General features: G+C 59.4%; 22 protein-coding genes. 15 read left to right on the plus strand and 7 right to left on the minus strand.

Annotation, left to right across the window (positions count from 1 at the left end; translation table 11 throughout):
• Positions 1-14: 14 nt before the first annotated feature.
• Entirely contained in the window at positions 15-479 is a 465-nt protein-coding gene (locus ACR0E2_RS06270) for a (2Fe-2S)-binding protein (protein WP_171114974.1), read from the plus strand.
• Positions 480-482: 3 nt separating this feature from the next.
• Positions 483-2,723, plus strand: a complete 2,241-nt coding sequence (locus ACR0E2_RS06275; protein WP_480445697.1) for a xanthine dehydrogenase family protein molybdopterin-binding subunit — start codon at positions 483-485, stop codon at positions 2,721-2,723.
• A gap of 58 nt (positions 2,724-2,781) precedes the next feature.
• On the opposite strand, the gene ACR0E2_RS06280 is transcribed toward ACR0E2_RS06275, so the two are convergent.
• From ACR0E2_RS06280 to ACR0E2_RS06300, 5 genes are all read right to left on the minus strand, one after another.
• Positions 2,782-3,591 carry an autotransporter outer membrane beta-barrel domain-containing protein gene (locus tag ACR0E2_RS06280; protein WP_480445698.1) on the minus strand — a complete coding sequence of 270 codons (810 nt, stop codon included), beginning with the start codon at positions 3,589-3,591 and terminating at the stop codon, positions 2,782-2,784.
• Between the two features lie 50 nt (positions 3,592-3,641).
• The gene (locus ACR0E2_RS06285) at positions 3,642-4,013 is read right to left on the minus strand and encodes a hypothetical protein (protein ID WP_480445700.1); all 372 of its coding nucleotides are present in this window, start codon (positions 4,011-4,013) and stop codon (positions 3,642-3,644) included.
• Between the two features lie 532 nt (positions 4,014-4,545).
• A complete protein-coding gene (locus tag ACR0E2_RS06290; RefSeq protein ID WP_171227922.1) occupies positions 4,546-5,325 on the minus strand; it encodes a gamma-glutamyl-gamma-aminobutyrate hydrolase family protein in 780 nt (259 codons plus the stop codon).
• A 219-nt stretch (positions 5,326-5,544) separates the two neighbouring features.
• Positions 5,545-5,970, minus strand: a complete 426-nt coding sequence (locus ACR0E2_RS06295; protein WP_152458631.1) for a GlcG/HbpS family heme-binding protein — start codon at positions 5,968-5,970, stop codon at positions 5,545-5,547.
• 71 nt (positions 5,971-6,041) lie between these two features.
• Positions 6,042-8,177, minus strand: a complete 2,136-nt coding sequence (locus tag ACR0E2_RS06300; RefSeq protein WP_480445702.1) for a malate synthase G — start codon at positions 8,175-8,177, stop codon at positions 6,042-6,044.
• A 206-nt stretch (positions 8,178-8,383) separates the two neighbouring features.
• Between ACR0E2_RS06300 and pepN the strand changes: the two genes are divergently transcribed.
• The 7 genes from pepN to ACR0E2_RS06335 all read left to right on the plus strand — a co-directional run bounded on the left by pepN (position 8,384) and on the right by ACR0E2_RS06335 (position 17,509).
• Positions 8,384-10,936, plus strand: a complete 2,553-nt coding sequence (gene pepN / locus ACR0E2_RS06305) for an aminopeptidase N (protein WP_480445703.1) — start codon at positions 8,384-8,386, stop codon at positions 10,934-10,936.
• Entirely contained in the window at positions 10,933-11,361 is a 429-nt protein-coding gene (locus tag ACR0E2_RS06310; RefSeq protein WP_480445705.1) for a hypothetical protein, read from the plus strand. Before pepN ends, ACR0E2_RS06310 begins: the two co-directional genes overlap by 4 nt.
• Before the next feature lie 129 nt (positions 11,362-11,490).
• Positions 11,491-12,750: a hypothetical protein gene (locus ACR0E2_RS06315; protein ID WP_254447169.1), complete on the plus strand. Its 1,260-nt coding sequence runs from the start codon at positions 11,491-11,493 to the stop codon at positions 12,748-12,750.
• A gap of 81 nt (positions 12,751-12,831) precedes the next feature.
• Complete coding sequence (gatB, locus tag ACR0E2_RS06320) at positions 12,832-14,343, plus strand: Asp-tRNA(Asn)/Glu-tRNA(Gln) amidotransferase subunit GatB (RefSeq protein WP_480445706.1); 1,512 nt, start codon at positions 12,832-12,834, stop codon at positions 14,341-14,343.
• A 147-nt stretch (positions 14,344-14,490) separates the two neighbouring features.
• Entirely contained in the window at positions 14,491-15,747 is a 1,257-nt protein-coding gene (gene pepT, locus ACR0E2_RS06325; RefSeq protein ID WP_480445707.1) for a peptidase T, read from the plus strand.
• 80 nt (positions 15,748-15,827) lie between these two features.
• Complete coding sequence (locus tag ACR0E2_RS06330) at positions 15,828-16,247, plus strand: DUF4177 domain-containing protein (RefSeq protein ID WP_480445708.1); 420 nt, start codon at positions 15,828-15,830, stop codon at positions 16,245-16,247.
• 185 nt (positions 16,248-16,432) lie between these two features.
• Positions 16,433-17,509 carry a PLP-dependent cysteine synthase family protein gene (locus ACR0E2_RS06335; RefSeq protein ID WP_480445710.1) on the plus strand — a complete coding sequence of 359 codons (1,077 nt, stop codon included), beginning with the start codon at positions 16,433-16,435 and terminating at the stop codon, positions 17,507-17,509.
• Positions 17,510-17,522: 13 nt separating this feature from the next.
• Here ACR0E2_RS06335 and ACR0E2_RS06340 read toward each other — a convergent pair whose 3' ends face one another.
• Entirely contained in the window at positions 17,523-17,777 is a 255-nt protein-coding gene (locus tag ACR0E2_RS06340) for a BolA family protein (protein ID WP_480445712.1), read from the minus strand.
• A gap of 107 nt (positions 17,778-17,884) precedes the next feature.
• On the opposite strand from ACR0E2_RS06340, the gene ACR0E2_RS06345 reads away from it, so the two are divergent.
• Complete coding sequence (locus ACR0E2_RS06345; RefSeq protein ID WP_480445713.1) at positions 17,885-18,511, plus strand: J domain-containing protein; 627 nt, start codon at positions 17,885-17,887, stop codon at positions 18,509-18,511.
• A gap of 275 nt (positions 18,512-18,786) precedes the next feature.
• Positions 18,787-19,233, plus strand: a complete 447-nt coding sequence (locus ACR0E2_RS06350) for an NYN domain-containing protein (RefSeq protein ID WP_480445715.1) — start codon at positions 18,787-18,789, stop codon at positions 19,231-19,233.
• Positions 19,234-19,393: 160 nt separating this feature from the next.
• On the opposite strand, the gene ACR0E2_RS06355 is transcribed toward ACR0E2_RS06350, so the two are convergent.
• Entirely contained in the window at positions 19,394-20,281 is an 888-nt protein-coding gene (locus ACR0E2_RS06355) for a Hint domain-containing protein (RefSeq protein ID WP_480445716.1), read from the minus strand.
• Positions 20,282-20,735: 454 nt separating this feature from the next.
• Here ACR0E2_RS06355 and cobS point away from each other — a divergent pair, with 454 nt between their 5' ends.
• From cobS to ACR0E2_RS06375, 4 genes are all read left to right on the plus strand, one after another.
• Positions 20,736-21,722 carry a cobaltochelatase subunit CobS gene (cobS, locus tag ACR0E2_RS06360; protein WP_152458642.1) on the plus strand — a complete coding sequence of 329 codons (987 nt, stop codon included), beginning with the start codon at positions 20,736-20,738 and terminating at the stop codon, positions 21,720-21,722.
• Between the two features lie 121 nt (positions 21,723-21,843).
• A complete protein-coding gene (gene cobT, locus ACR0E2_RS06365; RefSeq protein WP_480445717.1) occupies positions 21,844-23,721 on the plus strand; it encodes a cobaltochelatase subunit CobT in 1,878 nt (625 codons plus the stop codon).
• 150 nt (positions 23,722-23,871) lie between these two features.
• Complete coding sequence (locus tag ACR0E2_RS06370) at positions 23,872-25,662, plus strand: aminopeptidase P family protein (protein ID WP_480445719.1); 1,791 nt, start codon at positions 23,872-23,874, stop codon at positions 25,660-25,662.
• A 63-nt stretch (positions 25,663-25,725) separates the two neighbouring features.
• A complete protein-coding gene (locus tag ACR0E2_RS06375) occupies positions 25,726-26,067 on the plus strand; it encodes a DUF427 domain-containing protein (RefSeq protein WP_480445721.1) in 342 nt (113 codons plus the stop codon).
• Positions 26,068-26,140: the final 73 nt, after the last annotated feature.

Genomic DNA, 26,140 nt, shown 5'->3' on the forward strand with positions numbered 1-26,140 from the left:
ACACGAGGTGCGCCATGGCGACGACCCTGAAGATCAACGGCAAGCAACATCAGGTGGATCTGCCTGATGACGTCCCCCTTCTTTGGGTTCTGCGGGACGAGGTCGGGCTGACCGGCACCAAGTTCGGCTGCGGCGTGGCCGCATGCGGGGCCTGCACCGTGCATATCGATGGCGAGGCCGTGCGCTCGTGCCAGGTGGCGCTGTCGGATGTCTGGGGTGACGTGACCACGATCGAAGGGCTCGGCTCGCCGGACGCGCTGGCCACGATCCAACAGGCCTGGATTGATCATCAGGTCGCGCAGTGCGGATACTGCCAGTCCGGCCAGATCATGCAGGCCGCGGCATTGCTGGCGGAAAACCCGGACCCCTCTGACGCAGACATCGACGAAGCGATGCAGGGCAACCTGTGCCGCTGCGGCACCTATCCCCTTATCCGCGCAGCAATCCATGACGCGGCATCCAAGCTGAAGGAGGCGTAAGCAATGGCTTCCGTTGGAAAAATCCTCCGCCGTACGTTCCTGATCGGCTCTGCCGCGATCGTTGGCGGCGTGGCCTTCGGGGCCTATTACGTGACCCGCCCCGCGGCCAACCCCTTGAAACCCCGCGAAGGAGAGGCAGCGCTGAACCCGTTTGTGCTGATTGACCAGAACGGCGTCACCTTGTTCGCGCCCCGCGCGGAAATGGGTCAGGGCGTCCGAACCACATGGGCCGCGCTGATCGCCGAGGAACTGGATGTCGATCTGGATCAGATCACCGTTCTGCACGGCCCCGCAGCGGCGGCCTATTACAACTCGGCCCTTGTGGGCGAAGGGTTGCCGAACAAGGGATACGATATCTCGAATTTCCAGCACAATCTGGGCGAGGCGCTGGGTGTTCTGGGCAAGACGCTCAGCCTGCAAGTCACGGGTGGCTCGACCTCGATGAAAGATGGGTTCGACCGGATGCGGCAAGCCGGTGCTTCGGCCCGTGAAACACTCAAACGCGCGGCCGCAGACCGGTTGGGCGTCGACCCTTCGGATCTGAAAACGGCGTCAGGCCATGTCATTGCCCCCGACGGCGACAAGATCGCCTATTCAATGCTTGCCGAGGATGCCGCCGGGCTGGAACCCGTTGAGGTACCGTTGCGAGACCCGTCTGAATGGCGCTATCTGGGCCGAAGCCAACCGCGTCTCGACATGGTGGGCAAGGCGACGGGCACCGCTGAATTCGGCGTCGATGTCCGCCTGCCGGGCATGAAATTCGCCAGCGTGCGAATGAACCCCAAACTGGGCGGCGCGATGAACGGCTTTGACGACAGCGCCGCAAGATCCATGCCCGGGGTTGAGCAGGTCGTCGATCTGGGCACAGGCGTGGCCGTGATCGCAAGCAACACATGGTTGGCCAATCAGGCAGTCGAGGCCATTGATGTCGATTGGGGCGACGCGCCCTATCCGCCGGAAACCGAAGACATCTTTGCCAAGATCGCCGAGGCGTTTGACGACGCACCGAACTCGACCATGCGCGACGACGGCGATGTCAGCGCGAGCCCTGAAAACGCCACTGAAATCACTGCCGAGTATCGCGTGCCCTATCTGGCCCATGCAACGATGGAGCCAATGAATGCCACCGCGCTCTACACGGGAAATGCGTTGGAACTCTGGTGCGGCAACCAGGCCCCCACACTTATTCAGTTCCGCGTCGCCAACACTGCCGGTCTGGATACCGAAGCCGTCCAAATCCACACCACCTATCTGGGTGGCGGGTTTGGTCGCAGGGGCGAACTGGATTTCGGCGAAATCGCAACCAAGGTTGCCATGGCCATGCCCGGCACACCGGTTCAGACGACCTGGAGCCGCGAAGAGGACATGCGTCACGACTATTTCCGCCCCGGCGCCATCGCCCGGATGCGCGGCGCGGTTCAGGACGGCAAAGCCGTGCTCATTGACGGGAAGGTCGCGGCCCAATCTCCGACCCAACAGGCAGTCGAGCGCTACACCGGGTTCCCCGGCGGCGGCCCTGACAAGGTGCTGGTCGAAGGTTTCTTCAACCAGCCCTACGCGGTACCGAATTACCGCATGAGCGGCCACATTGCTGATTTGGCTGTTCCCGTGGGGTTTTGGCGCTCGGTCGGCAACAGCCATAACGGCTTTTTTCACGAGACATTCATGGATGAGATGGCTCATGCCGCAGGCCGTGACCCGCTGGAGTTCCGGCTGGACCTGATGAAGAACGAACACGCGCCGTCGGCGGGATGTTTGGAAGCCGTGAAGGAAATGTCACGCTGGACGGGTCAGACGACCGAAGGCGTCGGTCGGGGCGTGGCTTTCACATACAGCTTCGGCACTCCGGTGGCCCAGGTCATCGAAGTGGTCGATGAAGACGGCACCATCCGCATCAACAAGGCCTGGATTGCCTGCGACATGGGGCTGGCGCTGGACCCGGAAAACGTCAAGGCGCAGATGTTCGGCGGTATGATGTACGGCCTGTCTGCCGCATGTTTCGGCGAGATCACCTTTGCGGAAGGCGAAGTCGAGCAGTTCAACTTCCCCGACTATGACGCGATGCGGATGCACACAGCCCCGCAGGTCGAGGTGCGCGTGCTGGAAACCAATCGGCATATGGGTGGTGCGGGCGAGCCCGGAACACCGCCTTCGATGCCGGCACTTGGCAATGCGCTTTTCGACCTGACGGGCAAGCGCGCACGTTCCCTTCCGCTGATCAATCAGTTCAACCTATTGATCTGATCGTCTTGGCGCCGCCTTTTGACTTGAGGCGGCGCTTTCCTTTTTCGCCCCTTGAGGATCAGAAGCTGACAGAAAGAAAAATGGACGCTTCGGTCGTATCCAAATCATCTTCGAACAAACTCAGATATCCCAGTGTCGCCTCGACAATAACGGCCTCACTCGCGCGCGCGCGCACCCCCACGCGCGATGCCCAAGTCAAGTCGGTCTGCGATCCAGCGCCTAATCCAACATTTTCACGGTCGAACCAGTAGGTCGCGCTCAGCGTCGCAAACGGAGACACAATCGATCGCGAAGTGACAAATGGCCTGCTGATTTCCAACTCAGGTGTTAAGGCGCTGTAACTCGCTGAAGCAACTTCGCCAACTATGTTGACCGGAACACCTGCCACAGTGCCGCTCAGATCATAGTCTTCTGCGCTGTAGTTGTAATAGTCATAGGCAATCGACGGACGTAACAGGAAATTCCCGGCCTCGTACTGACCGATCGCCTCCAGATTGGCTCGCCACCGGGTCCGGTCGAAATCGCCACTTAACCCCAGCACGTTCACATCCGTCGAAAACTCGCCGAAGGTCGCCAGTCCATTCAGCACCCATCTCTCGGACATGCGCCAGGCAAAATAGGGTCCCGCAGCAAGCCCTTTAGTGTCTTGTCTGAATTGACCCTGAAAGCCTTCGACATCAAGGTTTTCATATTCAACCTGAAATCCAACGACCAAGTCCGGCCTGACAAGCCTGTCGAACCCCGCCGCGAAATAGTTGTCATTTATGTCGACTTCTCTGACCCCGCGCGTGTCTTCGATTTCGGTATAGGTGAAATCTGTCCATACATTCCATGTGGACGGCGGCGCGAGATCTCGGCCTTCGGTCAAAGGAGGGCCCACAATAGGAGCAGTAACAGAGGGATCACATAATGCCGCGTCTAATTTACCCGTCGCTGCGTCAACACACTCAACACCGACAGCGTATACCCCGTCAGCAGCACTTTGTGGTCGAGTACGAGGTATAGCGGCCGCAGTTCCACCTCCGGCAAAACCACCACCAGAGCCACCGGAACCGCCACCGGAGCCACCAGAACCACCTCCACCAACGGAGCCACCTGAACTTCCACCGCCGCCAAAGCCGCCACCGGAGCCGCCTGAGCCCCCTCCACCGCCAAAGCCGCCGCCAGAGCCACCTGAACCGCCTCCGCCGCCAAAGCCGCCGCCAGAACCACCTGAACCGCCACCACCGCCAAAGCCGCCGCCAGAGCCACCTGAACCGCCACCGGAGCCGCCTCCGCCACCACCTCCACCGGGCAAGCTCCAGTTTCTCTGTTGGTTTTGAGTATCGATCAGGCAATCCTTGCCATTTGGCGCTCCACCGATTTCGAACAATCGGTGCACTCCACCATTTCCGTTAGAGACAAAGGGTGAAAAGCTTAGATGAACGCCTCTGCGAGACTTGTTCCACGTGTCCACCGTTGTGTTGCCTTGCGCGGCTTCCAAACGAAAACCGCCTTGCTCAGTCGCAGACAACCAAACGGAGGATGCTGAATCACGCGTGCGTCCGATGTAGAGCAACTCACCTAAAGAACCACACTGCTGCGCCATCACTTCAGCTGCGAAACCGGAAGTTGCTAAAAATGTCGCTGCGAGAAACCTAACTGAACACAGTCGTCTTTGGGTTGATCCTTGCATATCTCAATCTCGCACCGTTTCGTGGCATCGGGGGCAAGCATTCAGACCTGCTGGCGGATAAACAAGGGTATTGGGCTCGTCTCATAAACAATTATTCGAATGTTGCGATTCAGAGACGGGGAGTCGAGGGCAGCCCGCTGGCGCCGGTCAAGCAGATTGCCTTAGCCTTGCAGAACGATTTCTACAATTCCAGTTTCTAACCGCATCGCCGAAGGCTTCGAACAGGGGGCGAGAGACCGGGTCATTGATCGCGTCCCATTCCGGGTGCCATTGAACCGACAGGGTAAAGCCGGGCGCATCCTTGATGTAAATCGCCTCGGGCGTCCCGTCCGGTGCATGGCCATCAATGACCACGCGCTGCCCAATCGTTTTGATGCCCTGACCGTGCAAGGTGTTGGTCATGACCTCGGTTGCGCCGAACAGTTTGTGGAAAACGCCGCCGTTTTCCAGTGTCACCACGTGGCGCAGGGCAAACTTTTCCTCCAGGGTTCCATCGGGCGGCATCCGGTGGTTCATCCGCCCCGGCAGATCGCGGATCTCGGGATAAAGCGTTCCGCCCATGGCAACGTTGACTTCCTGAAACCCCCGGCAGATGCCCAAAAACGGCTGTCCCCTTTCAACGCAGGCGCGAACCAGCGGCAGAGTTATGGCGTCTCGTGCCCGGTCGAATTCGCCATGGGCATCGGTTGCAGGTTCCCCGTATTCTTCCGGGTGCACATTCGGGCGACCGCCGGTCAGCAAAAAGCCGTCACAGACCTCCAGCAACTCATCGACCGACACGTAACGCGGATCTGCGGGTATCAATAACGGAAGACATCCTGACACGTTGGCCACGGCATCCGAATTCATCGTTCCCCCAGCATGTGTGGGGTATTGATCGTTCATGAGGTACGAGTTGCCGATGATACCGACGACAGGCCGAGACATTCCGCTTTCCCTGCTGTTGTTGTGCCTGTCAAGGAAGCTAGCGGCAGCGGTTTTAACGTGCAAGAATACACGCCCTGCATGAAAGCGCAGGGACGTGTTCGAAGACGCACTGTACGTTCTGGTCTGCCCAGCTTAATTGGAAAAATTTTCCAACAAACAGCTACGCGGGGGAATAATTTCCCCACTCAGATGGAAAGACGTATAAATACAACGCTCTCGTTAAATCTCGCCGATCAGGCCGGCTGCCTCGATCCCCGCCATTGCGGCCAGCGCATCATTGTCTGATGTGTCTCCGGTAACCCCGACGGCGCCGATCACGGCCCCCTTGCGATCACGCAACAGCACGCCACCCGGAACAGGCACGACCTGACCACCATAGACGCCATTCACAGAGGCCATGAAATAGGCCTGTGTTTCAGCGCGCTGCATCTGCGCGGTGCCCGCCATTCCCAGCATGACCGACCCATAGGCCTTGCCCTGCGCAATCCCGAACCGGCCCGGTGCTGCACCATCCTCGCGCTCGAACGCAATAACATGCCCACCGGCGTCCAGAACCACGACGGAGAGCGGCTTCAACTCCATCTCTCGGCCCTTTTCCAGGGTTTTTCGGATGATGGTGCGGGCCTTGCGTAGGGAAACTGACATCTGAAGGTCCTCTCGTCAGATTGAAGTTCGACAAAGCCCGCAAACGATCAGTCTGTGGGCTTTTGTCGGTGTTATCTTTGGCTGGCTTTCAATTCCAGACGGCGCGCATGCAGGACCGGCTCGGTATAGCCCGAGGGCTGAACCCGGCCCTTGAACACCAGATCGCATGCGGCCTGAAAGGCGATACCGTCAAATCCCGGCGCCATCGGCGTGTAATTCGGATCGTCTTCATTCTGGCGATCCACGACGGCGGCCATCTTTTGCAGTGCGGCCATAACCTGAGCTTCATCCACGATGCTGTGATGCAGCCAGTTGGCCAGTGCCTGCGACGAAATCCGGCACGTCGCGCGGTCTTCCATCAGGCCGACATCGTTGATGTCGGGCACCTTGGAACAACCCACGCCCTGATCGACCCAACGTACGACATAGCCGAGGATACCCTGCGCATTGTTTTCAAGTTCACGCGTGATTTCCTCGTCACTCAGATTGCGCCCAGCCAGCAAGGGGATGGTCAACAGATCCTTCAACGCACCGCGTGCGCCGCCTGCGGCCAGCTCGTCCTGACGGGCCAGCACATCGATCTTGTGGTAATGCGTTGCGTGCAGGGTCGCGGCCGTGGGCGACGGCACCCAGGCACATGTCGCTCCGGCCATTGGGTGGCCGATCTTGGCCTCAAGCATATTGCCCATGCGATCCGGCATGGCCCACATGCCCTTGCCGATCTGCGCCTTGCCCTTCAGGCCACAGGCCAGACCAATATCGACATTGCGATCTTCATAGGCCGCAATCCATGGCGTATTCTTGATGTCGCCCTTGGGCAGCATCGGACCGGCCTCCATCGAGGTATGAATTTCATCGCCGGTCCGGTCCAGGAAACCCGTATTGATAAAGGCGACCCGTGATTTTGCGGCGCGAATGCACTCTTTGAGGTTGACCGAGGTGCGGCGTTCCTCATCCATGATGCCCAGTTTCACCGTGTTGCGCGGCAGGCCCAGAATGTCTTCGACCATGTCGAATATCTCGACCGAGAACGCAACTTCCTCAGGTCCGTGCATCTTGGGCTTCACCACATAGACTGAGCCCTCGACAGAATTGCCCCCGTCTTGCTTCAGGTCGTGCATGGCGATCAGGGTGGTGCACAGAGCATCCATCAGGCCTTCGCCGATCTCGCGCCCTTCTGCGTCAAGCACGGCCGGGTTGGTCATCAGGTGACCCACGTTGCGCACGAGCATCAGCGACCGGCCTTTCAGCTTGGCCTGATCACCCGACGGAGTGGTAAAGCTCAAGTCCTCGGCCAGTTTTCGAGTGAACGTGGTGCCGCCCTTGGTGACCTCTTCGGTCAGGTCGCCTTTCATGAGGCCCAACCAGTTGCCATAGGCCACGACCTTGTCGGCAGCATCGACGCAGGCAACCGAGTCTTCGCAATCCATAATGGTGGACAGCGCGGATTCCAACCGGACATCTGCGATGCCCGCGGGATCGGTCGCGCCTATGTTGCTTGTAGGGTCGATTATGATCTGGATGTGCAGACCGTTGTTTTTCAACAGCACGAAGTCGGGCTTGTCCGCCGAACCGCCGAACCCGGCAAATTGGGCGGGATCGCCCAGCGCAGGGGTCAGCGCACCGTCGGTTACACCCAATTCGCTGACATCCGCCCATGATCCCGACGCCAGAGGCACGGCATCATCCAGAAACGCCTTGGCCCATGCGATCACCCGCGCGCCCCGCGCCGCATCATAGCCACCGCTTGCCGGCAGATCCCCCATTGCATCCGTTCCGTACAGCGCATCATAAAGGCTGCCCCAGCGCGCGTTGGCCGCGTTCAGGGCAAAGCGTGCATTGGTAATCGGAACAACCAGTTGCGGGCCCGGGGTCAGGGCGATCTCGGGGTCGACATTGGCCGTTTCAATCTGGAATTCGTCGCCTTCTTCGACCAGATACCCGATCTCTTTCAGAAAAGCCTCATATTCAGCGGCATCGGTGTTCTGCCCCTTACGGGACATGTGCCACCCATCGATGCGGCTTTGGATCTCGGCCCGTTTGGCCAGCAGCTCACGGTTTTTCGGCCCCAGTTCGTTCACCATCCGCGCCATGCCGGCCCAGAACTTCTGCGAAGAGACGCCCGTGCCCGGCAGCGCCTGCGTCTCGATGAACTCAGCCAAAACCGGATCGATCTGCAGTCCGCTCAGGGTCTGTCTGTCCGTCATATTCCTGCTCTCCTGCGATTGTGCGCCATTGTATGCATTGTGACTTAGGCGGAAAGTTTCCGATAGGCAACTTTCATCCCGTCATTTGGGGCATTCGCTTCGGCTTGAAGCTGTTTCAAAAACCTCAAGGCAATGGCGGGGCCGGTTGCAGCGCCCGAACGAAGCCCCTAACGTCGCGCCAGTCCCGAACAGATACGAGGCCCAAGATGCGCGATGCTGCCCCCACCACGATCTACCTGAAAGACTACACACCGTTTGGCTATCTGGTGGACAGCGTGCACCTGACCTTTGATCTGGACGCGCACGCCACGCGCGTCACCTCGCGCATTGCGTTCCGGCCCAATCCTGACGCCACGGACCGTACATTCTTTCTGCACGGGGAAGAACTGAACTTGATCCGCGCCGCCATTGACGGGGCCGAGATCACGCCGGACGTGACCGACAAAGGACTAACCGCAGATGTCCCGGACGCGCCGTTCCTTTGGGAAGCCGAGGTCGAAATCGACCCCGGAAACAACACCGCGCTGGAAGGTCTGTACATGTCGAACGGCATGTACTGCACCCAGTGCGAGGCCGAAGGGTTCCGCAAGATCACCTTCTACCCCGACCGGCCGGACGTGATGTCCACCTTCACCGTTCGGATCAACGGCGACCTGCCGGTGCTGCTGTCGAACGGCAACCCGTCGGGCAAGGGTGAAGGCTGGGCCGAATGGGTCGATCCATGGCCCAAACCCGCCTATCTGTTCGCTCTGGTCGCCGGAGACCTGATCGCACATCCCGGTCAGTTCACCACCAGGTCAGGTCGCACCGTCGAACTGAATCTCTGGGTCCGTCCCGGAGACGAGGGGAAATGCGCATTCGGCATGGAGGCGTTGAAGAAGTCGATGAAATGGGACGAGGACGTCTATGGCCGTGAATACGATCTGGACGTCTTCAACATCGTGGCCGTCGATGACTTCAACATGGGCGCGATGGAAAACAAGGGGCTGAACATCTTCAACTCGTCGGCCGTTCTGGCCAGTCCCGAAACTTCGACCGACGCAAATTTCGAACGGATCGAGGCGATCATCGCGCATGAGTATTTTCACAACTGGACCGGCAACCGCATCACCTGCCGCGACTGGTTCCAGCTGTGCCTGAAAGAGGGGCTGACAGTTTTCCGGGATGCGCAATTCACCTCAGACATGCGCTCGGCCCCGGTGAAACGCATCCACGACGCCATAGACCTGCGTGCCCGGCAGTTCCCCGAGGACAATGGGCCGCTGTCCCATCCTGTCCGGCCCGAAAGCTTTCAGGAAATCAACAACTTCTACACCGCCACCGTCTATGAGAAGGGTGCCGAGGTCATCGGCATGCTGAAACGGTTGGTTGGGGATGCGGCCTATGCCAAGGCGCTTGATCTGTATTTTGAACGCCATGACGGTCAGGCCTGCACGATCGAGGACTGGCTGAAGGTTTTCGAAGACACCACCGGGCGCGATCTGACACAATTCAAACGTTGGTACAGCCAGTCGGGCACGCCGCGCATCAGGGTCCAGGAAGCCTGGGCCGACGGCACCTATACGCTTACGCTGAAACAGCGAACCGATCCCACACCGGGACAGGAGGAGAAACTGCCTCAGGTCATACCGGTTGCAGTTGGCCTGCTTGGGCCCAACGGCGATGAGGTTCGCGCGACCGAAGTGCTGGAACTGACGCAGGCCGAACAAAGCTTTGCGTTCACTGGCCTGGCGGCAAAACCCACAGCATCGATCCTGCGCGATTTCTCGGCACCTGTCATTCTGGAACATGACCAGTCGAACGCGGAACGCGCGTTTCTTTTGGCGCATGACACGGACCCGTTCAACCGTTGGCAGGCAGGACGGGATCTGGCGCAGGACACCCTGATGCGGATGATCCTTCAGGATGCGGCGCCGGATACCGATTACCTTGACGGATTGTTGACTGTGCTGCGCAATGACGAACTGGACCCGGCCTATCGTGCGTTGATGCTGGGATTGCCGACACAATCGGAACTGGCGGCGGCCCTGCATGACCGTGGCCACACGCCCGACCCCATGGCGATCTGGGCCGCGGTGGAAACGTTGCGGCAGGCAACTGCCCAGAATGTACAGGATTTGCTGCCTCGCCTGCACAGTGAGGCTTTGGTGGACGGCCCCTACAGCCCGGACGCCGAGCAGTCCGGCAAACGGGCACTTGGCAGCGCCGCGCTGGCACTGACCTCTCGTCTGGACGGCGGGGCGATGGCGGCCGAGGTGTACGACAAGGCAGACAACATGACATTGCAACTGACTGCGCTGTCTTGCCTTTTACGCGCCCGCAAGGGTGAGGCGCAGCTGGATGCCTTCTACGAACAGTGGCAGCATGACCGGCTGGTCATGGACAAGTGGTTTGGCCTGCAAGTCGCGATGGCGGCGCCCGAGGCGACACCCGCAATTGCCGCGACCCTGACCGAGCATTCCGATTTCAACTGGAAAAATCCGAACAGGTTCCGCGCCGTCATGGGGGCCTTGGCGATGAACCACGCAGGGTTCCACCAGCAGGATGGCGCCGGATACGCCCTGCTGGCCGACTGGCTGATCCGTCTGGACCCGGTGAACCCACAGACCACGGCCCGAATGTGCTCGGCGTTCCAAACCTGGAAACGGTATGATCCGGATCGTCAGGCCCTGATGCGTGCGCAGCTTTCCCGCATCGCGGAAACACCGAATCTGTCGCGGGACACGACTGAAATGGTGTCCCGCATCCTCGGCGCATGACGCCTTACAGCTTTGCCCGCAGCAACCGGAATTTGCGAACGCTGGCCATCCTGGCCGGTGTTTATGCGGCGTTGCTGGCGCTGGTTGTCCTGTTTGACGCGGCCTGGTGGATCGCGGGGCTGCTGTCTTTGGCCACCCTGCCCGCGCTTTGGGACGTGGTTCAGAACACCAGCGCGGGCATGCAACTGGATCAGAATGCGCTAAGCTGGTTCACGGGGAACCGGCAGGCAGAGGTCGCGCTGCACGACATCGACCATTTCCGCTTTGACACCCGTTGGGATTTCTCGGTTCGAGTGTCGATCGTTTTGCATTCCGGCAAACGAATCCGTCTGCCGGATGAGTCGCTTCCGGCGCATCGGAATTTGGAAACCCTTCTGAAACAAGCCGGATTTCGCGTAGAACGGCATCATTTCACTGTTTTCTGAAACACTGGGCCGTTGAGGGGCGAATTGGACACAAAAGAAAGAAATTAATAGGCAATTTACTTGATCTGAACCCGATATCCCGCCAGACTTCGGTGTCAGTTATACGTTTTTACAGTTTTGAGTATCGCCATGTTTCGGTCGCTAAGGGCACTGTTCGCCCCATCCACAGCTACTCCTACAAATGCTTCAGCAGACCTGTGCGCGACGAAATCCGCGCTTGCGGCCGCCTTGCCCGAGCAGGGTCAGCTCAATATTCCCGTTGCAAAACCCGACCGCGATGATCTGATCGGACATTCCACGATCGAACATGGCCGCTACCTCGCCCGGCAGGACCGCTGGGCAGAGCTGTCGCAGGAAATGCGCGTGGCTGATCAGGATCGCGCCGCCGTTGCAGATGGTATGCCGGTGGCCGATCTGCTGGCGTTCGGTGCCAGATCGGACGTTGTTCTGGCCGCTGAACATGCGCTCTCGGATGGCGCGGCCATCTCGGATTACGACCTGTTGGGTGGCATCTCGGAACTTGAAGGCGAGATGGCGGACAACCCTGATGACCCGATGATCGCCACCGTCGTTGCCCTTGCCCATATCGATTTGGCTTGGGCATGGCGCGGAACGGCCTCGGACGCGACGCTGCCACCTTTGCACCGGTCACGCTGCGCCGCGCATTTCGACCGGGCCGCAGCAATCCTGCCCAAATGCAGAAAGGATGCTCCCGACAGCCCCCTGATTGCAGCGACCGGATGTGCGCTGCTGGCTGGTCAGCGCAAATCCAACGCGCGGGTGGCCGAAGAATACGAACGGCTGATCACGCTGGATCCATGCAATCAGCGCCACATGCGCGCGATGGGCAGCCACCTTCTGCCCCGGTGGTTCGGCAGCTACGAAGAGCTGGAGCTGCAAGCCTTGCGTACAGCCGCCAGGACACAGGATATCTGGGGCGCGGGCGGATACACATGGGTTCAGTTCGACGCCATTGCATTGGACGAAGAGGCCTGTGCCCGCGTCGATATCGAGTATTTCCTTGAAGGTCTGCGCGATATCCTGCGCCTGCGGCCCGATCAGCAGATGATCAACATGCTGTCATCCTACTGCGCGATCACTGTCCAGAACGGATTTGGCCTGAACGATCAGGCCGACCTTGTCCGTTCGCAGATGCGCGACACGGCAAACCGGCTTATCCGCGATCACCTGACAGAATTGCACCCGTTGATCTGGGCGCATGCGGCCAACGGTTTCAACAATTCCGTCCGCATAAACTCGCCCGAACGATTTGCAGCGCGCGGTCAGCGCGATGCCTTGCGCGCCATCTCGGATCTGTTCCGGGAAGAACTGCGCAGCGGTATGGATGTGACATTCACACCGTCGGGCCTGCGGTTTTCCCAGAACTGAACACGACAGGATTCCCCCTTGCCCCTAGGCCCTCCCGGGCCTAATACGCAGGCTTAGACTTCTGCGGAAATGAGGCGCGCCATGCTCGATCTGACATACGAAATGCCCAAACCCAAAACCATTGCCGGGGCCAAGCACGATTGGGAACTGGTGATCGGGATGGAGGTGCATGCTCAGGTCTCATCCAATGCCAAGCTGTTTTCGGGTGCATCCACCCAATTCGGGGCCGAGCCGAATTCAAACGTGGCCTTCGTGGACGCGGCGATGCCGGGGATGCTGCCGGTGATCAATGAATACTGCGTGGAACAGGCAGTGCGCACCGGACTGGGCCTGAAGGCGGATATCAATCTGAAATCGGCCTTTGACCGCAAGAATTATTTCTACCCCGACCTGCCGCAAGGGTATCAGATTTCCCAGCTCTACCACCCCATCGTGGGCGAAGGCGAAGTGCTGGTCGAACTGGGCGACGGTACCGCGCGAAAGGTGCGGATCGAGCGTATCCACATGGAGCAGGACGCGGGTAAGTCGATCCACGACATGGATCCGCATATGTCCTTCGTCGACCTGAACCGCACCGGTGTCTGCCTAATGGAGATCGTCAGCCGCCCCGACATCCGCGGGCCGGAAGAGGCCGCGGCCTATATCGCCAAGCTGCGCCAGATCATGCGTTATCTGGGTACCTGCGACGGCAACATGCAGAACGGCAACCTGCGGGCCGATGTGAACGTCTCGATCTGTTTGCCCGGCGCCTATGAGAAGTATCAGGAAACACAGGATTTTTCGCATCTGGGCACGCGCTGCGAGATCAAGAACATGAACTCGATGCGCTTCATTCAGCAAGCGATCGAGGTCGAAGCCCGCCGTCAGATCGCCATCGTCGAGGCCGGCGGCGAGGTCGAGCAGGAAACGCGTCTGTACGATCCGGACAAGGGTGAAACCCGTTCGATGCGGTCCAAGGAAGAAGCGCATGATTACCGCTATTTCCCCGACCCCGACCTGCTGCCTCTGGAAATCGAGCAGGCCTGGGTCGATGATATCGCCGCCAGGCTGCCAGAGCTGCCCGACGAGAAAAAGGCGCGTTTCATCAATGACTTCGGCCTGACCGACTATGACGCATCCGTGCTGACCGCCGAGGTCGAGTCCGCCACCTATTTCGAGGAAGTGGCCAAGGGTCGCAACGGAAAACTGGCGGCGAACTGGGTCATCAACGAGCTGTTCGGCCGCCTGAAGAAAGACGACCGCGACATCACCGACTCTCCGGTTTCGCCCGCGCAGCTGGGCGGGATCATTGACCTGATCGCCTCGGACGCGATTTCGGGCAAGATCGCCAAAGAACTGTTCGAGATCGTCTATACCGAAGGCGGCGACCCGGCGCAGATCGTCGAGGAACGCGGCATGAAGCAGGTGACCGACACCGGCGCGATCGAGGCCGCGCTGGACGAGATCATCGCCGCCAACCCGGCGCAGGTCGAGAAGGCGAAGGTGAACCCGAAACTGGCGGGCTGGTTCGTGGGTCAGGTCATGAAAGCCACCGGCGGCAAGGCGAACCCGAAAGCCGTCAACGAACTGGTCAGCAAGAAGCTGGGCTCGTAAACCTTTCTTTTTGTAAAAGCCTGCCGGCAATCTTTGGCGGGTTTGTACAATCCGGTTTCTCACGAAATCTCAAAACTTGGGGTCAAGCCATCGGCTTGACTTCCTGCTGTTCGCGCCCTTTCCTCCGCCACAGAGAGGTGAGGTATTATGCAAAGCAGATTTGATCAGGAACTCGAAGACCGGCTGGTGCGCTATGCCGCCATCGACAGTCAAAGTGACGAGACATCCCCGACGACCCCGAGCACTCAGATCCAGTTCGACATGCTGAACCTGTTGCGTGATGAGCTGATCCAGATCGGCGCGCAGGATGTTGAGATGACGGGCGACAGTGTTGTCGTCGCGACCATTCCCGGATCGGCGCCGGGGCCGACCGTGGGCTTTCTGGCCCATGTCGATACGGCCCCTCAGTTCAACGCAACCGGCGTCAAGCCGCGGGTGATCAAGGGGTATAACGGTGGCGACATCACCTTTCCGGACAACCCGGATCTGGTTCTTTCTCCGGATGACCACCCCTATCTGTCCGAAAAGATCGGCCACGACCTGATCACCGCGTCGGGCACAACCCTGCTGGGCGCGGACGACAAGGCCGGTGTATCGATCCTGATGACGATGGCGCGGCACCTGATCGAAAATCAGGACATTCCACATGGCCCTATTCGTATCGCGTTCACTCCGGATGAAGAGATCGGCCGGGGCGTCACGGAACAACTTCCCAAGGATCTGGGCGTGGATTTTGCCTATACGCTGGATGGGCAGCAAGTGGGTGAGATCGAGTATGAAAGCTTCTCGGCCGACCGCGCCGTAATCCGGATCGAGGGTGTTTCGATCCATCCCGGCCTGGCCAAGGAAAAGATGGTGAACGCCACGCATCTGGCGGCAAAGATCGTGCAGACATTGCCTCAGGCCACCATGACGCCGGAAACCACGGACGGGCGCGAAGGCTTCATCCATGTCACTGACATGAACGGCGGATCATCCGAGATGGAGATCAAGCTGATCCTGCGTGATTTCGAGATGGACGGGCTGGAGGCGCAACGAAACATCGTGCGGCAGGTCTGCGCCGCCGTGCAGGCCACGGAGCCGCGCGCGACCATCACCTGCGACATCAGCCACCAGTACCGCAACATGCGGTATTGGCTGGAAAACGACATGACTCCGGTCGAGCTGGCGCGGGATGCGTGTCGCGAACTGGGGGTTGAGCCGCTGTCGGTACCGATCAGGGGCGGCACGGACGGATCCCGCCTGACCGAATTCGGCACCCCCTGCCCCAACATCTTCACCGGGATGCAGTGCGTTCACGGCCCGTTGGAATGGATCTCAGTGCAGGACATGGCGCTGGCGACGGAACTGTGCCTGTCGGTTGTGGCCAAGGCGGCACAGGCCGAAGCGAATGATCAGAGCTGAAATCCGCCGGATGGGCAAGGACCCTTTCACCCGGGGGGCAGCGTGTTAAGTTGGCGCGGAAACGCATTTAGGAACAGTAGATGAAGCGCTACGAATACAAGGTCATCCCCGCCCCGCAAAAAGGTGTCAAAGCCAAAGGCGTGAAAACGGCCGAGGGCCGCTTTGCCGTCTCGGTCGAGCAACTGCTGAATCAGATGGGTCAGGATGGCTGGGAATACCAGCGGGCCGAGCTGTTGCCCAGCGAGGAACGCTCGGGTCTGACCGGATCGACCACGAACTGGCGCAACGTGCTGGTGTTCCGCCGCGTGGTGGAAGAGGAAGTCGATGCCTCGTGGATCGGCGCAGTACCTGAGATGGATGACACCCCGTTGGCCCAGCCGATTCCGGGCCCCGACCAGGTACAGGCCCCGAAACCAATTGCCGCAGAGACGGACGAGCCGCCTTTGTCGTTGAAGCGGTCGGATGACGCCGTTGATGAAAGCGGCCCTTCGAAAACTTAGGCCTGAGGGCTGTTACGACCGCCAGACCGAATGCAAATGCCCTGTGGCCGTGTGCAGGGCATCCGTGTTCGCTCTGACATACGTCAAGTCGATCCGGGACGGCCCGACCGCATTGGAAAGCAATAAGGGCTACACCCTCGCGAAATCTGTGGCATGTTAGCCGGGTATTCTGGAGGGACATCGAAATGGCTATTCGGCAGACACAAGGGCGGACACGCCTGTATGACAGCATTCTCGACACGGTCGGCGACACGCCCTGCATTCGGGTCAATCGGATCGCGCCAGAGCATGTGACCGTCTATGTGAAATTCGAGGCCTTCAACCCGGCAGGCTCGGTCAAGGACAGGCTGGCGCTGAACATCATCGAGGCGGCGGAACGTGACGGGCGGCTGAAACCCGGACAAACCGTTGTCGAAGCGACATCCGGCAACACCGGGATCGGGCTGGCCATGGTGTGCGCGGCCAAGGGATATCCTCTGGTCGTCACGATGGCCGAGAGCTTCTCGGTCGAGCGGCGAAAGCTGATGCGGTTTCTGGGCGCCAAGGTTGTTCTGACCCCCAAGGCGCAAAAAGGGTTCGGCATGTATACCAAGGCCAAGGAATTGGCCGAGGAAAACGGATGGTTCCTTGCCAGCCAATTCGAAACTTCTGCCAACGCCGATATTCACGAAAACACGACGGCGCGCGAAATTCTTGCCGATTTCGAAGGGCAACGGCTGGATTATTGGGTGACGGGCTATGGGACCGGCGGCACCGTTTCGGGTGTTTCGCGCATACTGCGGAAAGAGCGGCCCGACACCAGGATCATCCTGACCGAACCGGCAAATGCCGCAATAGTATCATCAGGTTACGTCAATACGCGCAACGCTGACCATCAGCCGACCGAAAGCCACCCCGATTTCGAGCCCCACCCGATTCAGGGCTGGACACCGGATTTCATCCCCTGGGTTCTTCAGGAAGCCATCGACAATTCATACTATGACGAGTTGATCCCCATTCCCGGACCCGAAGGGATCGCATGGTCGCGCCGGCTTGCAGCCGAAGAAGGGATATTCACCGGGATTTCGGGCGGATCGACCTTTGCGGTAGCCATGAAGCTGGCCGAATCCGCGCCGGCAGGCTCTGTCATACTGGTCATGTTGCCGGACACCGGCGAGCGATACTTGTCGACCCCCCTGTTCGAGGGAATCGAAGAGGTCATGACACAAGAGGAATACGCCATCTCGGCATCTACGCCGTCCGCGCAGATGGAGGCGGATTGACACGTAAAGGTCTTCAGACGCCGATATCCAGGGCCAGCGCGTGGATGCGCGGCACGATGTCGCCCAGCGCCTTGTGCACGGCACGGTGGCGGGCGACGCGGGATTTGCCTTCGAATGCGCTGGCGCGGATACGAACGTTGAAGTGGCTTTCACCACCTTCCTGATATCCTGCATGGTCCCTATGGCTTTCGCTGTCGTCGATCACTTCAAGCTCGCGCGGATCAAAGGCGGCTTGCAGGCGGGTTCGGATCTCGTCGGTCACACTCATTTTTTTGCTTAGCGGCAAAAATATTGCCGCACCCCTCTTCTACTTTCGGCTGCTTAGATTAAACTGCTGCCTCCGAGTCGAAAAGACGCGTTCTTGAGGATTAGAGCATGGCGAAATCAGACCCCTTCGGATTCGATATGTCCGTTTCCAGCGCCAAAAAGAAGAATCCGCGGGGACGCCGGGGCATGTCGGGTGCCTCTGAAACCTCGGTCCGGATCTGTGACCACGAGGGATGTGACGAGCCGGGAAAATTCCGCGCGCCAAAAGCACCGGATGTCCTGGATGATTATTTCTGGTTCTGCCAGCAACACGTGCGGGAATATAATCAGAAGTGGAATTTCTTTGACGGCACCACCGAAGCCGAGCTGAACGCACAGCGTTCGAAAGACAAGGTTTGGGAGCGCGAAACCAAGCCGATGGGCGACCCCGAAGCACGTGCATGGGCCCGTTTGGGGATTGAGGATCCGCATCAGGTTCTTGGTGCCAACAGCACGCAGAACAAAGGCCGCACGACGGGTGGCGGCGGACGACGCCTGCCGCCGACCGAACGCCGTGCGATCGAGATTCTCGAGGCCAATGACAGCTGGACCAAGGCCGAGGTTCGCAAAGCGTACAAGAAGCTGATCAAAGTGCTGCATCCGGACATGAACGGCGGCGACCGCTCGCAGGAAGAGCAGTTGCAGGAAGTTGTCTGGGCCTGGGATCAGATCAAGGACAGCCGAAACTTCAAGTAAGGGCACGGCTTTCCCTGCTTTGCGTTCGCGGCGCGCACCGCCTGAATGGTTGGGTGCCGCAGACGACACAACCTGAAAAAACTGCGCAAGCTCCGTATGGAACCCTGTTTCATTCCACACGAAAGTGGTGGAGGATTTGGGACAGGAGTTTCCAGGGATCAGTTTCGTTGCGCACATCCATTTGCCTGTTGCTCGTCTCGCTAAGCGGGCTCATCGCTGCCAGTTTCATTCCGACTGACGCAGATTGGTTGTTCCTTTTGGCGCTGATTTGCGTGATGGCCAGCACAATCCTGTTCATACGGGCCTGGTTCAGGTGGCGCCGGGCCAATACATGGATCATCGTGGACGGCTCGAACGTCATGCACTGGAAAGATGGCACGCCGGATCTGGGTACGTTGAAGAAGGTCCTTGAGACGTTGAAGCGCGCAGGGTTCAAACCGGGCGTCATGTTCGATGCGAATGTCGGGTACAAAGTCGAAGGCCACTATATGGACGACCGGAAGCTGAGCCGCGCCCTGGGCCTACGATCCAAGCAGGTCATGGTGGCCCCCAAAGGGACACCTGCGGACCCGCTGATCTTGCAGGCGGCGCGGGATAGCAAGGCACGCATCGTCACAAATGACCGGTTTCGGGATTGGGTAGACGAGTTTCCGGATGTGTTGAAAGCTGACCGTCTGGTAAAAGGTGGCTTTCGCAAAGACGAGCTTTGGTTTTCGCTATAGTCAAGCAACAGTTGACCCAAGGCACAGATGTGTAAGGCCATCACAACGGTGCTGCACTGAGAAATTGCCTAAGGCAACTGATCCGAGAGAACACATTTGAAGGGGTTTGTTGAGGCCAGGGATCAAACCAGGGGCGGTTCGGATTACAACTATTCGCGCTTTAGTCCGGGTATGAGCTTCGCCATGCAATTGCTTCCCGGCGCTTCAAACAACTTAAGCGAGTTTGTTGCGACTCTGCAGTGCCGTCACGCAATTCGGGGAACAGTGCGAGCAGTTCTTCGACGTCTTCACGACAGAAAGACTTCAGCGCTGTGTCGCCCAGAAAAAGACTTTCGCTACGTAGCCCCTGCGAGTGCAGTACCGCGTGTCGAGAGCAGGCAATGTGGTAATATGTGATGTCTTCACCTGTGTGCACCTGCTGAATTGTGCCGTCATTCACCAAGTGGATTGCCGCAACAAAGACCCGATCTTGTCCGAACAACAACTCGGCGCGCCAGCCTTCCAGCATGATCCGATGTTGCGGGGACACAAAAACATCCTGGTTGGGTTGACCCTTGCAAATCGCGTCGCGCCGAATGCGAACGGGTCTAAATTTTGGTTGCAAAGCCAGTGTTTGTGCACTCAGCACTTTTTTCCCGATCCACAAAATCGGCAGCGTTTTCCCACCTGACACGCAAACTCTGTCACCGATCATCAGGTTCTCGACCGGGCGTGGACCGGCCTCGGTCTCTATCAGGGTTCCAGCAACAAAACAGGGCGGATTGTTTGGATCAAGATCTCCGGTTGTGATTTGCCAGTTTCCGGTTGTCATTGGCCCGGTGGGGTTGTTGGTGTCCCAGGCATAGATTTCGGTCCCAACCTGAATAAATTCACCAGATTCGCCGGTACCTCTGTAGTTACCTTGTCCGAGATACGTGTAGGGTACGAACGGACCACCGTTGATCGAAATCGTTTGACCCGAGACCGTGGCTGGATCGGTCATGTTTTGGACGATCAAGTCGCCTTGCCCGCTTGTGTTGACCGAATGAAGTAAGACATCAAACGACATACGTTGTATCCGCCAAGCAGGTTGGACCAAAAGGGAACTCGCAATGAACAAGTTCCCTCCGTGTGTTGACTGAACAGAACACCACAGACCTCACAAACTCACAAAGAACGCCAAAAACCACATCTAAAAGTCATGTTAACGCGCCGAAGTAGCATTTCAATGATAGTATGTTAATGTTTGCATTTGAACGAGGCACAAAGGTTGTTGCCAGCCTTTCACCGAGGACTTCTGGGTTATGCGCAATCGGTCTCAAAGCTTGTTAACGCGAGGTGCCAAATCGTAGCGTGGGTCATCAATCTGGAATGACACCCCACGCGCAACGATAGGGCCAGTTTGCAAGAAAAACATGCGCACCTTTGGGCGTCTTTCGCTTTCCCTTGCCCTTGCCCGCAATATGTTGCACCACACACGGGTTCATACCCGGTGAACGGGCCAAAGGATAAGGACTAGGCGCATGGCTGACGGATCGATCGATATCAACGCAAAACCTACCGAGGATATCTCGGTCCGTGACGTGTTCGGCATTGACAGCGACATGGCGGTCAAAGGTTTCGCCGAGCGCAGCGACCGGGTGCCGGTGATCGATCATACCTACAAGTTCGATCCGGAAACCACGCTGGCGATTCTGGCGGGCTTTTCCCATAACCGTCGCGTGATGATCCAAGGCTATCACGGCACCGGCAAATCGACCCACATTGAACAGGTCGCTGCCCGTCTGAACTGGCCCGCCGTTCGTGTGAACCTCGACAGCCATATCAGCCGGATCGACCTGATCGGTAAAGACGCGATCAAACTGCGCGACGGCAAGCAGGTGACCGAGTTCCACGAAGGCATCTTGCCCTGGGCGTTGCGCAACCCGGTTGCCATCGTGTTCGACGAATACGATGCGGGCCGCGCAGACGTGATGTTCGTGATCCAACGTGTGTTGGAGCATGACGGAAAGCTGACCCTGCTGGACCAGAACGAGATCATCACCCCGAACCCCAATTTCCGCCTGTTTGCCACCGCCAACACGGTCGGTCTGGGCGACACCACGGGTCTGTATCACGGCACGCAGCAGATCAACCAGGCGCAGATGGACCGCTGGTCGCTGGTGTCGACCTTGAACTATCTGAGCCACGACGCCGAGACGATGATCGTTCTGTCGAAGGCGCCGCATTACAACACCGCCGAGGGACGCAAGACCGTCAGCCAGATGGTCACCGTCGCCGACCTGACACGGACCGCCTTCATGAATGGCGATCTGTCCACCGTCATGAGCCCGCGGACCGTCATCAACTGGGCCCAGAACGCCGAGATTTTCCGCAACGTGGGCTATGCGTTCCGCCTGTCCTTCCTGAACAAATGCGATGAGCTGGAGCGTCAGACCGTGGCCGAGTTCTATCAGCGCTGCTTCGATGAGGAGTTGCCTGAAAGCGCCGCGAGTGCAAGCTTGGGGTAAGCACCCGAATTGCGCCCGGAGCGGGCGCAATGCCTCCGGCGGGGATATTTTTGGCCAGATGAAGACGGATCCGTTACTGTTTTCGACGCCGGGCAGGCCAGTACTATGAGGGCTTAAGGACATGGCACAGAAGAACGACAACCCCGCCGATCCGTTCAAGAAGGCCTTGGCCGAGGCGACCAAAGTCATGGCCGATGATCCCGAACTGTCGGTGACCTATACAGTGGACCCTTCGGGCATGACGGGCGAGTCGATGCGGCTGCCTCAGGTCTCGCGCCGGATGACGCGCGAAGAAGTGCTGTTGGCGCGTGGCACGGCAGACGCCTTGGCATTGCATCGCAAGTATCATGACGACGCGACCCATGCGCGCTATGCGCCCCCGGGCGATATGGCGCGGGATCTGTACGAGGCGATGGAGACCGCCCGCTGCGAGGCAATGGGCGCGCGGGACATGCCGGGCACCGCCAGCAATATTGACGTCAAGATCGGGCATGAAGCAATCCGGCGTGGGTATGATCAGTGCAAGCAACCCGCCGATGCACCTCTTTCGGTTGCGGCAGGCTACCTGATCCGGCATCTGGCCACCGGGCGTGAGCTGCCTTCTGCCGCTGAAAACATCATGAACCTGTGGCGTGGATTCATCGAAGAGCAAGCGGGCGGGACGCTGGAGAACCTGGACGAGATTCTCTCGGATCAGGCGGAGTTTGCCAAATTCGCCCGTCAGGTGATCAAGGATCTGGGATATGGCGACCAGCTTGGGGATGACCCCGATGAGCTGGACGACGAGCAGGAAGACCAGGCCGAGGAAGACGCCGAGGAACAGCCCGATCCGGACAGCACCGGTCAGGATGATCAGGACGAACAGGACGCCGACGCGACACCTGAGCAGACGCAGGAAGAGCAGCAGGATCAGTCTCAGGCCCAGGTCTCGATGGACGAAATGGCCGAAGACGAGATGGGCGAAGAGGCTGAGATGCCGGATGGCGAGGCGCCTCTGGAGCCGCCTGCCCCACCGCCGGCATCCGAAGCGGACCCGGATTACAAGGTCTATCTGGACACCCATGACGAAGAGATCGCCGCCGAGGATCTGGCCGAACCGGCCGAGCTGGAACGTCTGCGGGCCTATCTGGATCAGCAGCTGGAGCCCTTGAAAGGCGCGGTGTCGCGCCTGGCCAACAAGCTGCAACGCCGGCTGCAGGCGCAGCAGAACCGCAGCTGGGAGTTCGACCGCGAGGAAGGCATTCTGGACGCGGGTCGATTGGCACGTGTGGTCGCGAACCCCACCACTCCGCTGAGTTTCAAGGTCGAGAAAGACACCGAGTTCCGCGACACGGTGGTGACGCTGCTGCTGGACAATTCGGGGTCGATGCGCGGACGTCCGATTTCGATCGCCGCCATCTGTGCCGATGTTCTGGCGCGGACGCTGGAGCGGTGCAATGTAAAGGTCGAAATTCTGGGCTTTACCACGCGGGCGTGGAAAGGCGGTCAGGCGCGCGAGGCATGGCTGAACGATGGACGTCCGCAGCAGCCCGGCCGTTTGAACGACCTGCGCCACATCATCTACAAGGGCGCGGACGCCCCTTGGCGTCGCGCGCGGCCCAATCTGGGTCTGATGATGAAAGAGGGCCTGCTGAAAGAAAACATCGATGGAGAAGCCCTGGAATGGGCACATCGCCGGATGCTGGCACGCCGCGAACAACGCAAGATCCTGATGGTGATCTCGGACGGTGCGCCGGTCGATGATTCGACACTGAGCGTGAACCCGGCCAACTATCTGGAAAAACACCTGCGCGACGTGATCGCGATGGTCGAAAAACGCAAGATGGTCGAACTTTTGGCCATCGGCATCGGCCATGACGTGACACGGTATTACGACCGGGCGGTGACGATTACCGATGTCGAACAACTGGCCGGCGCGATGACCGAACAACTGGCAGCTCTGTTTGACAGTGACCCGCGGGCGCGGGCGCGGGTCATGGGGATGAGAAAGGCCGGCTGAGGCTGATCTTCTGCCCGGCGGGCGTGTTTCCCCGAGGGCGACATGTTTTTCGTTGCTGATCATCGTCTTGCTCAGGCGGGGTGTTCCCGTCTGGACATTTTTTGAAATGCGCCTCAGGGTCACGCTCAAATGCTGTGAATGAGGCCGCCCATGTTCCAATCCTTCGAAGTGACCGCCCGCCCGGAACAGGGGCCACCGCGGCTGGCCGCCTTGCGCGAACAGATGGTGCAAGAAGGGCTGGACGGGTTTCTGATCCCGCGGGCGGATGCGCATCAGGGAGAGTATGTCGCAGCGCGCGATGAACGTCTGGCTTGGCTGACCGGGTTCACGGGCTCGGCCGGGTTTTGCGCCGCCCTGCGCGACGTGGCCGGAGTTTTCATCGACGGGCGGTATCGCACCCAGGTCAAGGCACAAGTTGCCGCAGATTTCACCCCGGTCCCCTGGCCCGAGGTAAGCCTGAGCGCCTGGCTGAAACAGCAATTGCCCAACGGCGGCAAGGTCGGTTTTGACCCGTGGCTGCATGCGGCGGGGCAGATTTCCGGCACATTGAGTGATCTGGAAGGATCGGACATCGAACTGGTGAGATGCGAAAACCTTGTGGACCGGATCTGGGCCGATCAACCCGCACCGCCGATGAACCCGGTCAAGGCGCATCCGATCGAATTTGCCGGGGAAGGTGCGGACAGCAAGATCGCCCGTCTGGCCGAAGACCTTCGGCGGGCCGGGCACAAGGCAGCGGTGATCACCCTGCCGGATTCCATCATGTGGCTGTTGAATATCCGTGGGTCGGATATCGCCTATAACCCGGTGGCCCACGGCTTTGCCATTCTTCATGCCGGTGGTCAGGTCGATCTGTTCATGGCGGCAGAAAAACTGGCCGGGGTACAGGATCATCTGGGCTCTCAGGTGACTTTGCGCGCTGTGGGCGAATTTCTGGATGCGGTTGCGGCTCTGGCCGGTCCGGTGCAGGTGGATGCCGCTTCGGTACCTCAGATCGTGGCCGATGCGCTGGGTGACGCGATGACGGATGGCGGCGATCCCTGCGCCCTGCCCAAAGCCTGCAAGAATGCGGCTGAAATCGCAGGCAGCGCCGAGGCGCATTTGCGCGATGCGGTTGCGGTCATCGAGACGTTGTGCTGGCTGGACCAACAGGCCCCGGGCAGCGTGACCGAAACACAGGTTGTCACCCGGCTGGAGGAAAACCGGCGCAAGGACAATGCGCTTCAGGACATCTCGTTCGATACCATTGCAGGCACGGGTCCGAACGGCGCGATCATGCATTACCGCGTGACGGAAGAGACCGACAGCCGCCTGGAAAACGGCCATATTCTGGTGCTGGACAGTGGCGGGCAGTATCTGGACGGCACCACCGACATCACCCGAACCATCGCCATCGGTGACGTCGGAGCCGAGGAAAAAACCTGTTTCACCCGGGTGCTGAAGGGCATGATTGCCATGTCGATGCTGCGCTGGCCTGCGGGCCTTGCCGGGCGGGATATCGAATGTGTGGCCCGCGTGCCGCTGTGGTCTGCGGCACAGGATTTCAACCATGGGGTCGGACATGGGGTCGGCGCCTATCTGAGCGTGCATGAAGGGCCGCAGCGACTGTCCAAAGTCAGCCATGTACCGCTGCAACCCGGCATGATCCTGTCAAACGAACCCGGGTATTACCGGGAAGGCGCCTTTGGCATTCGCATCGAAAACCTTGTGGTGGTGGAAGACGCTCCTCTGCTTCCCGGTGGCGATGCCGAACGCGCGATGCTGAACTGGCGCACGCTGACCTATGTACCGATTGACCGCAGACTGATCATGGTCGATATGTTGACGACCGACGAACGCGACTGGCTGAATGCCTATCACCGCGACGTTGCGGAAAAAATCCGCCCAAGGCTGGGACATGACGCACAACTGTGGTTGGATGCCGCAACTGCCCCAATCTGACACGGGTCTGTTACATAAAACAGGCAGAGGGGTGGCCCTGATACGACGACGGAAGGAAGAGGAATGGCTGAGATCACGATCCGGAAAGCGCCGGGCAAATGGACTGTCCGCTCGGGCGGTGCGATCCTGGGCGAAACGAACAATGCGCTGGAACTGCTTGAAGGCGACAAGGATCCGGTGATCTATTTCCCGCGCAACGATATTGCGATGGCGTTTCTGGATCGGACCGACAAGGTGACCCACTGCCCCGGCAAGGGCGACGCGACGCATTTTTCCATCGTCAACAAGTCATCCGTGACCGACAACGCGGTCTGGAGCTATGAGGAACCGATTCAGGCAGTGGCCGAGATCAAGGACCATCTGGCATTCTACCCGGCTGAATCGGTGAAGGTGGAGCAGATTTAACGCCAGCCCCCGCGCCCACCTCACGCAGCTGTGGCATGCATGTGAACGGCATTTGCGGCACACTTGCTCCGGG

Source organism: Ruegeria sp. A4, assembly GCF_056543025.1.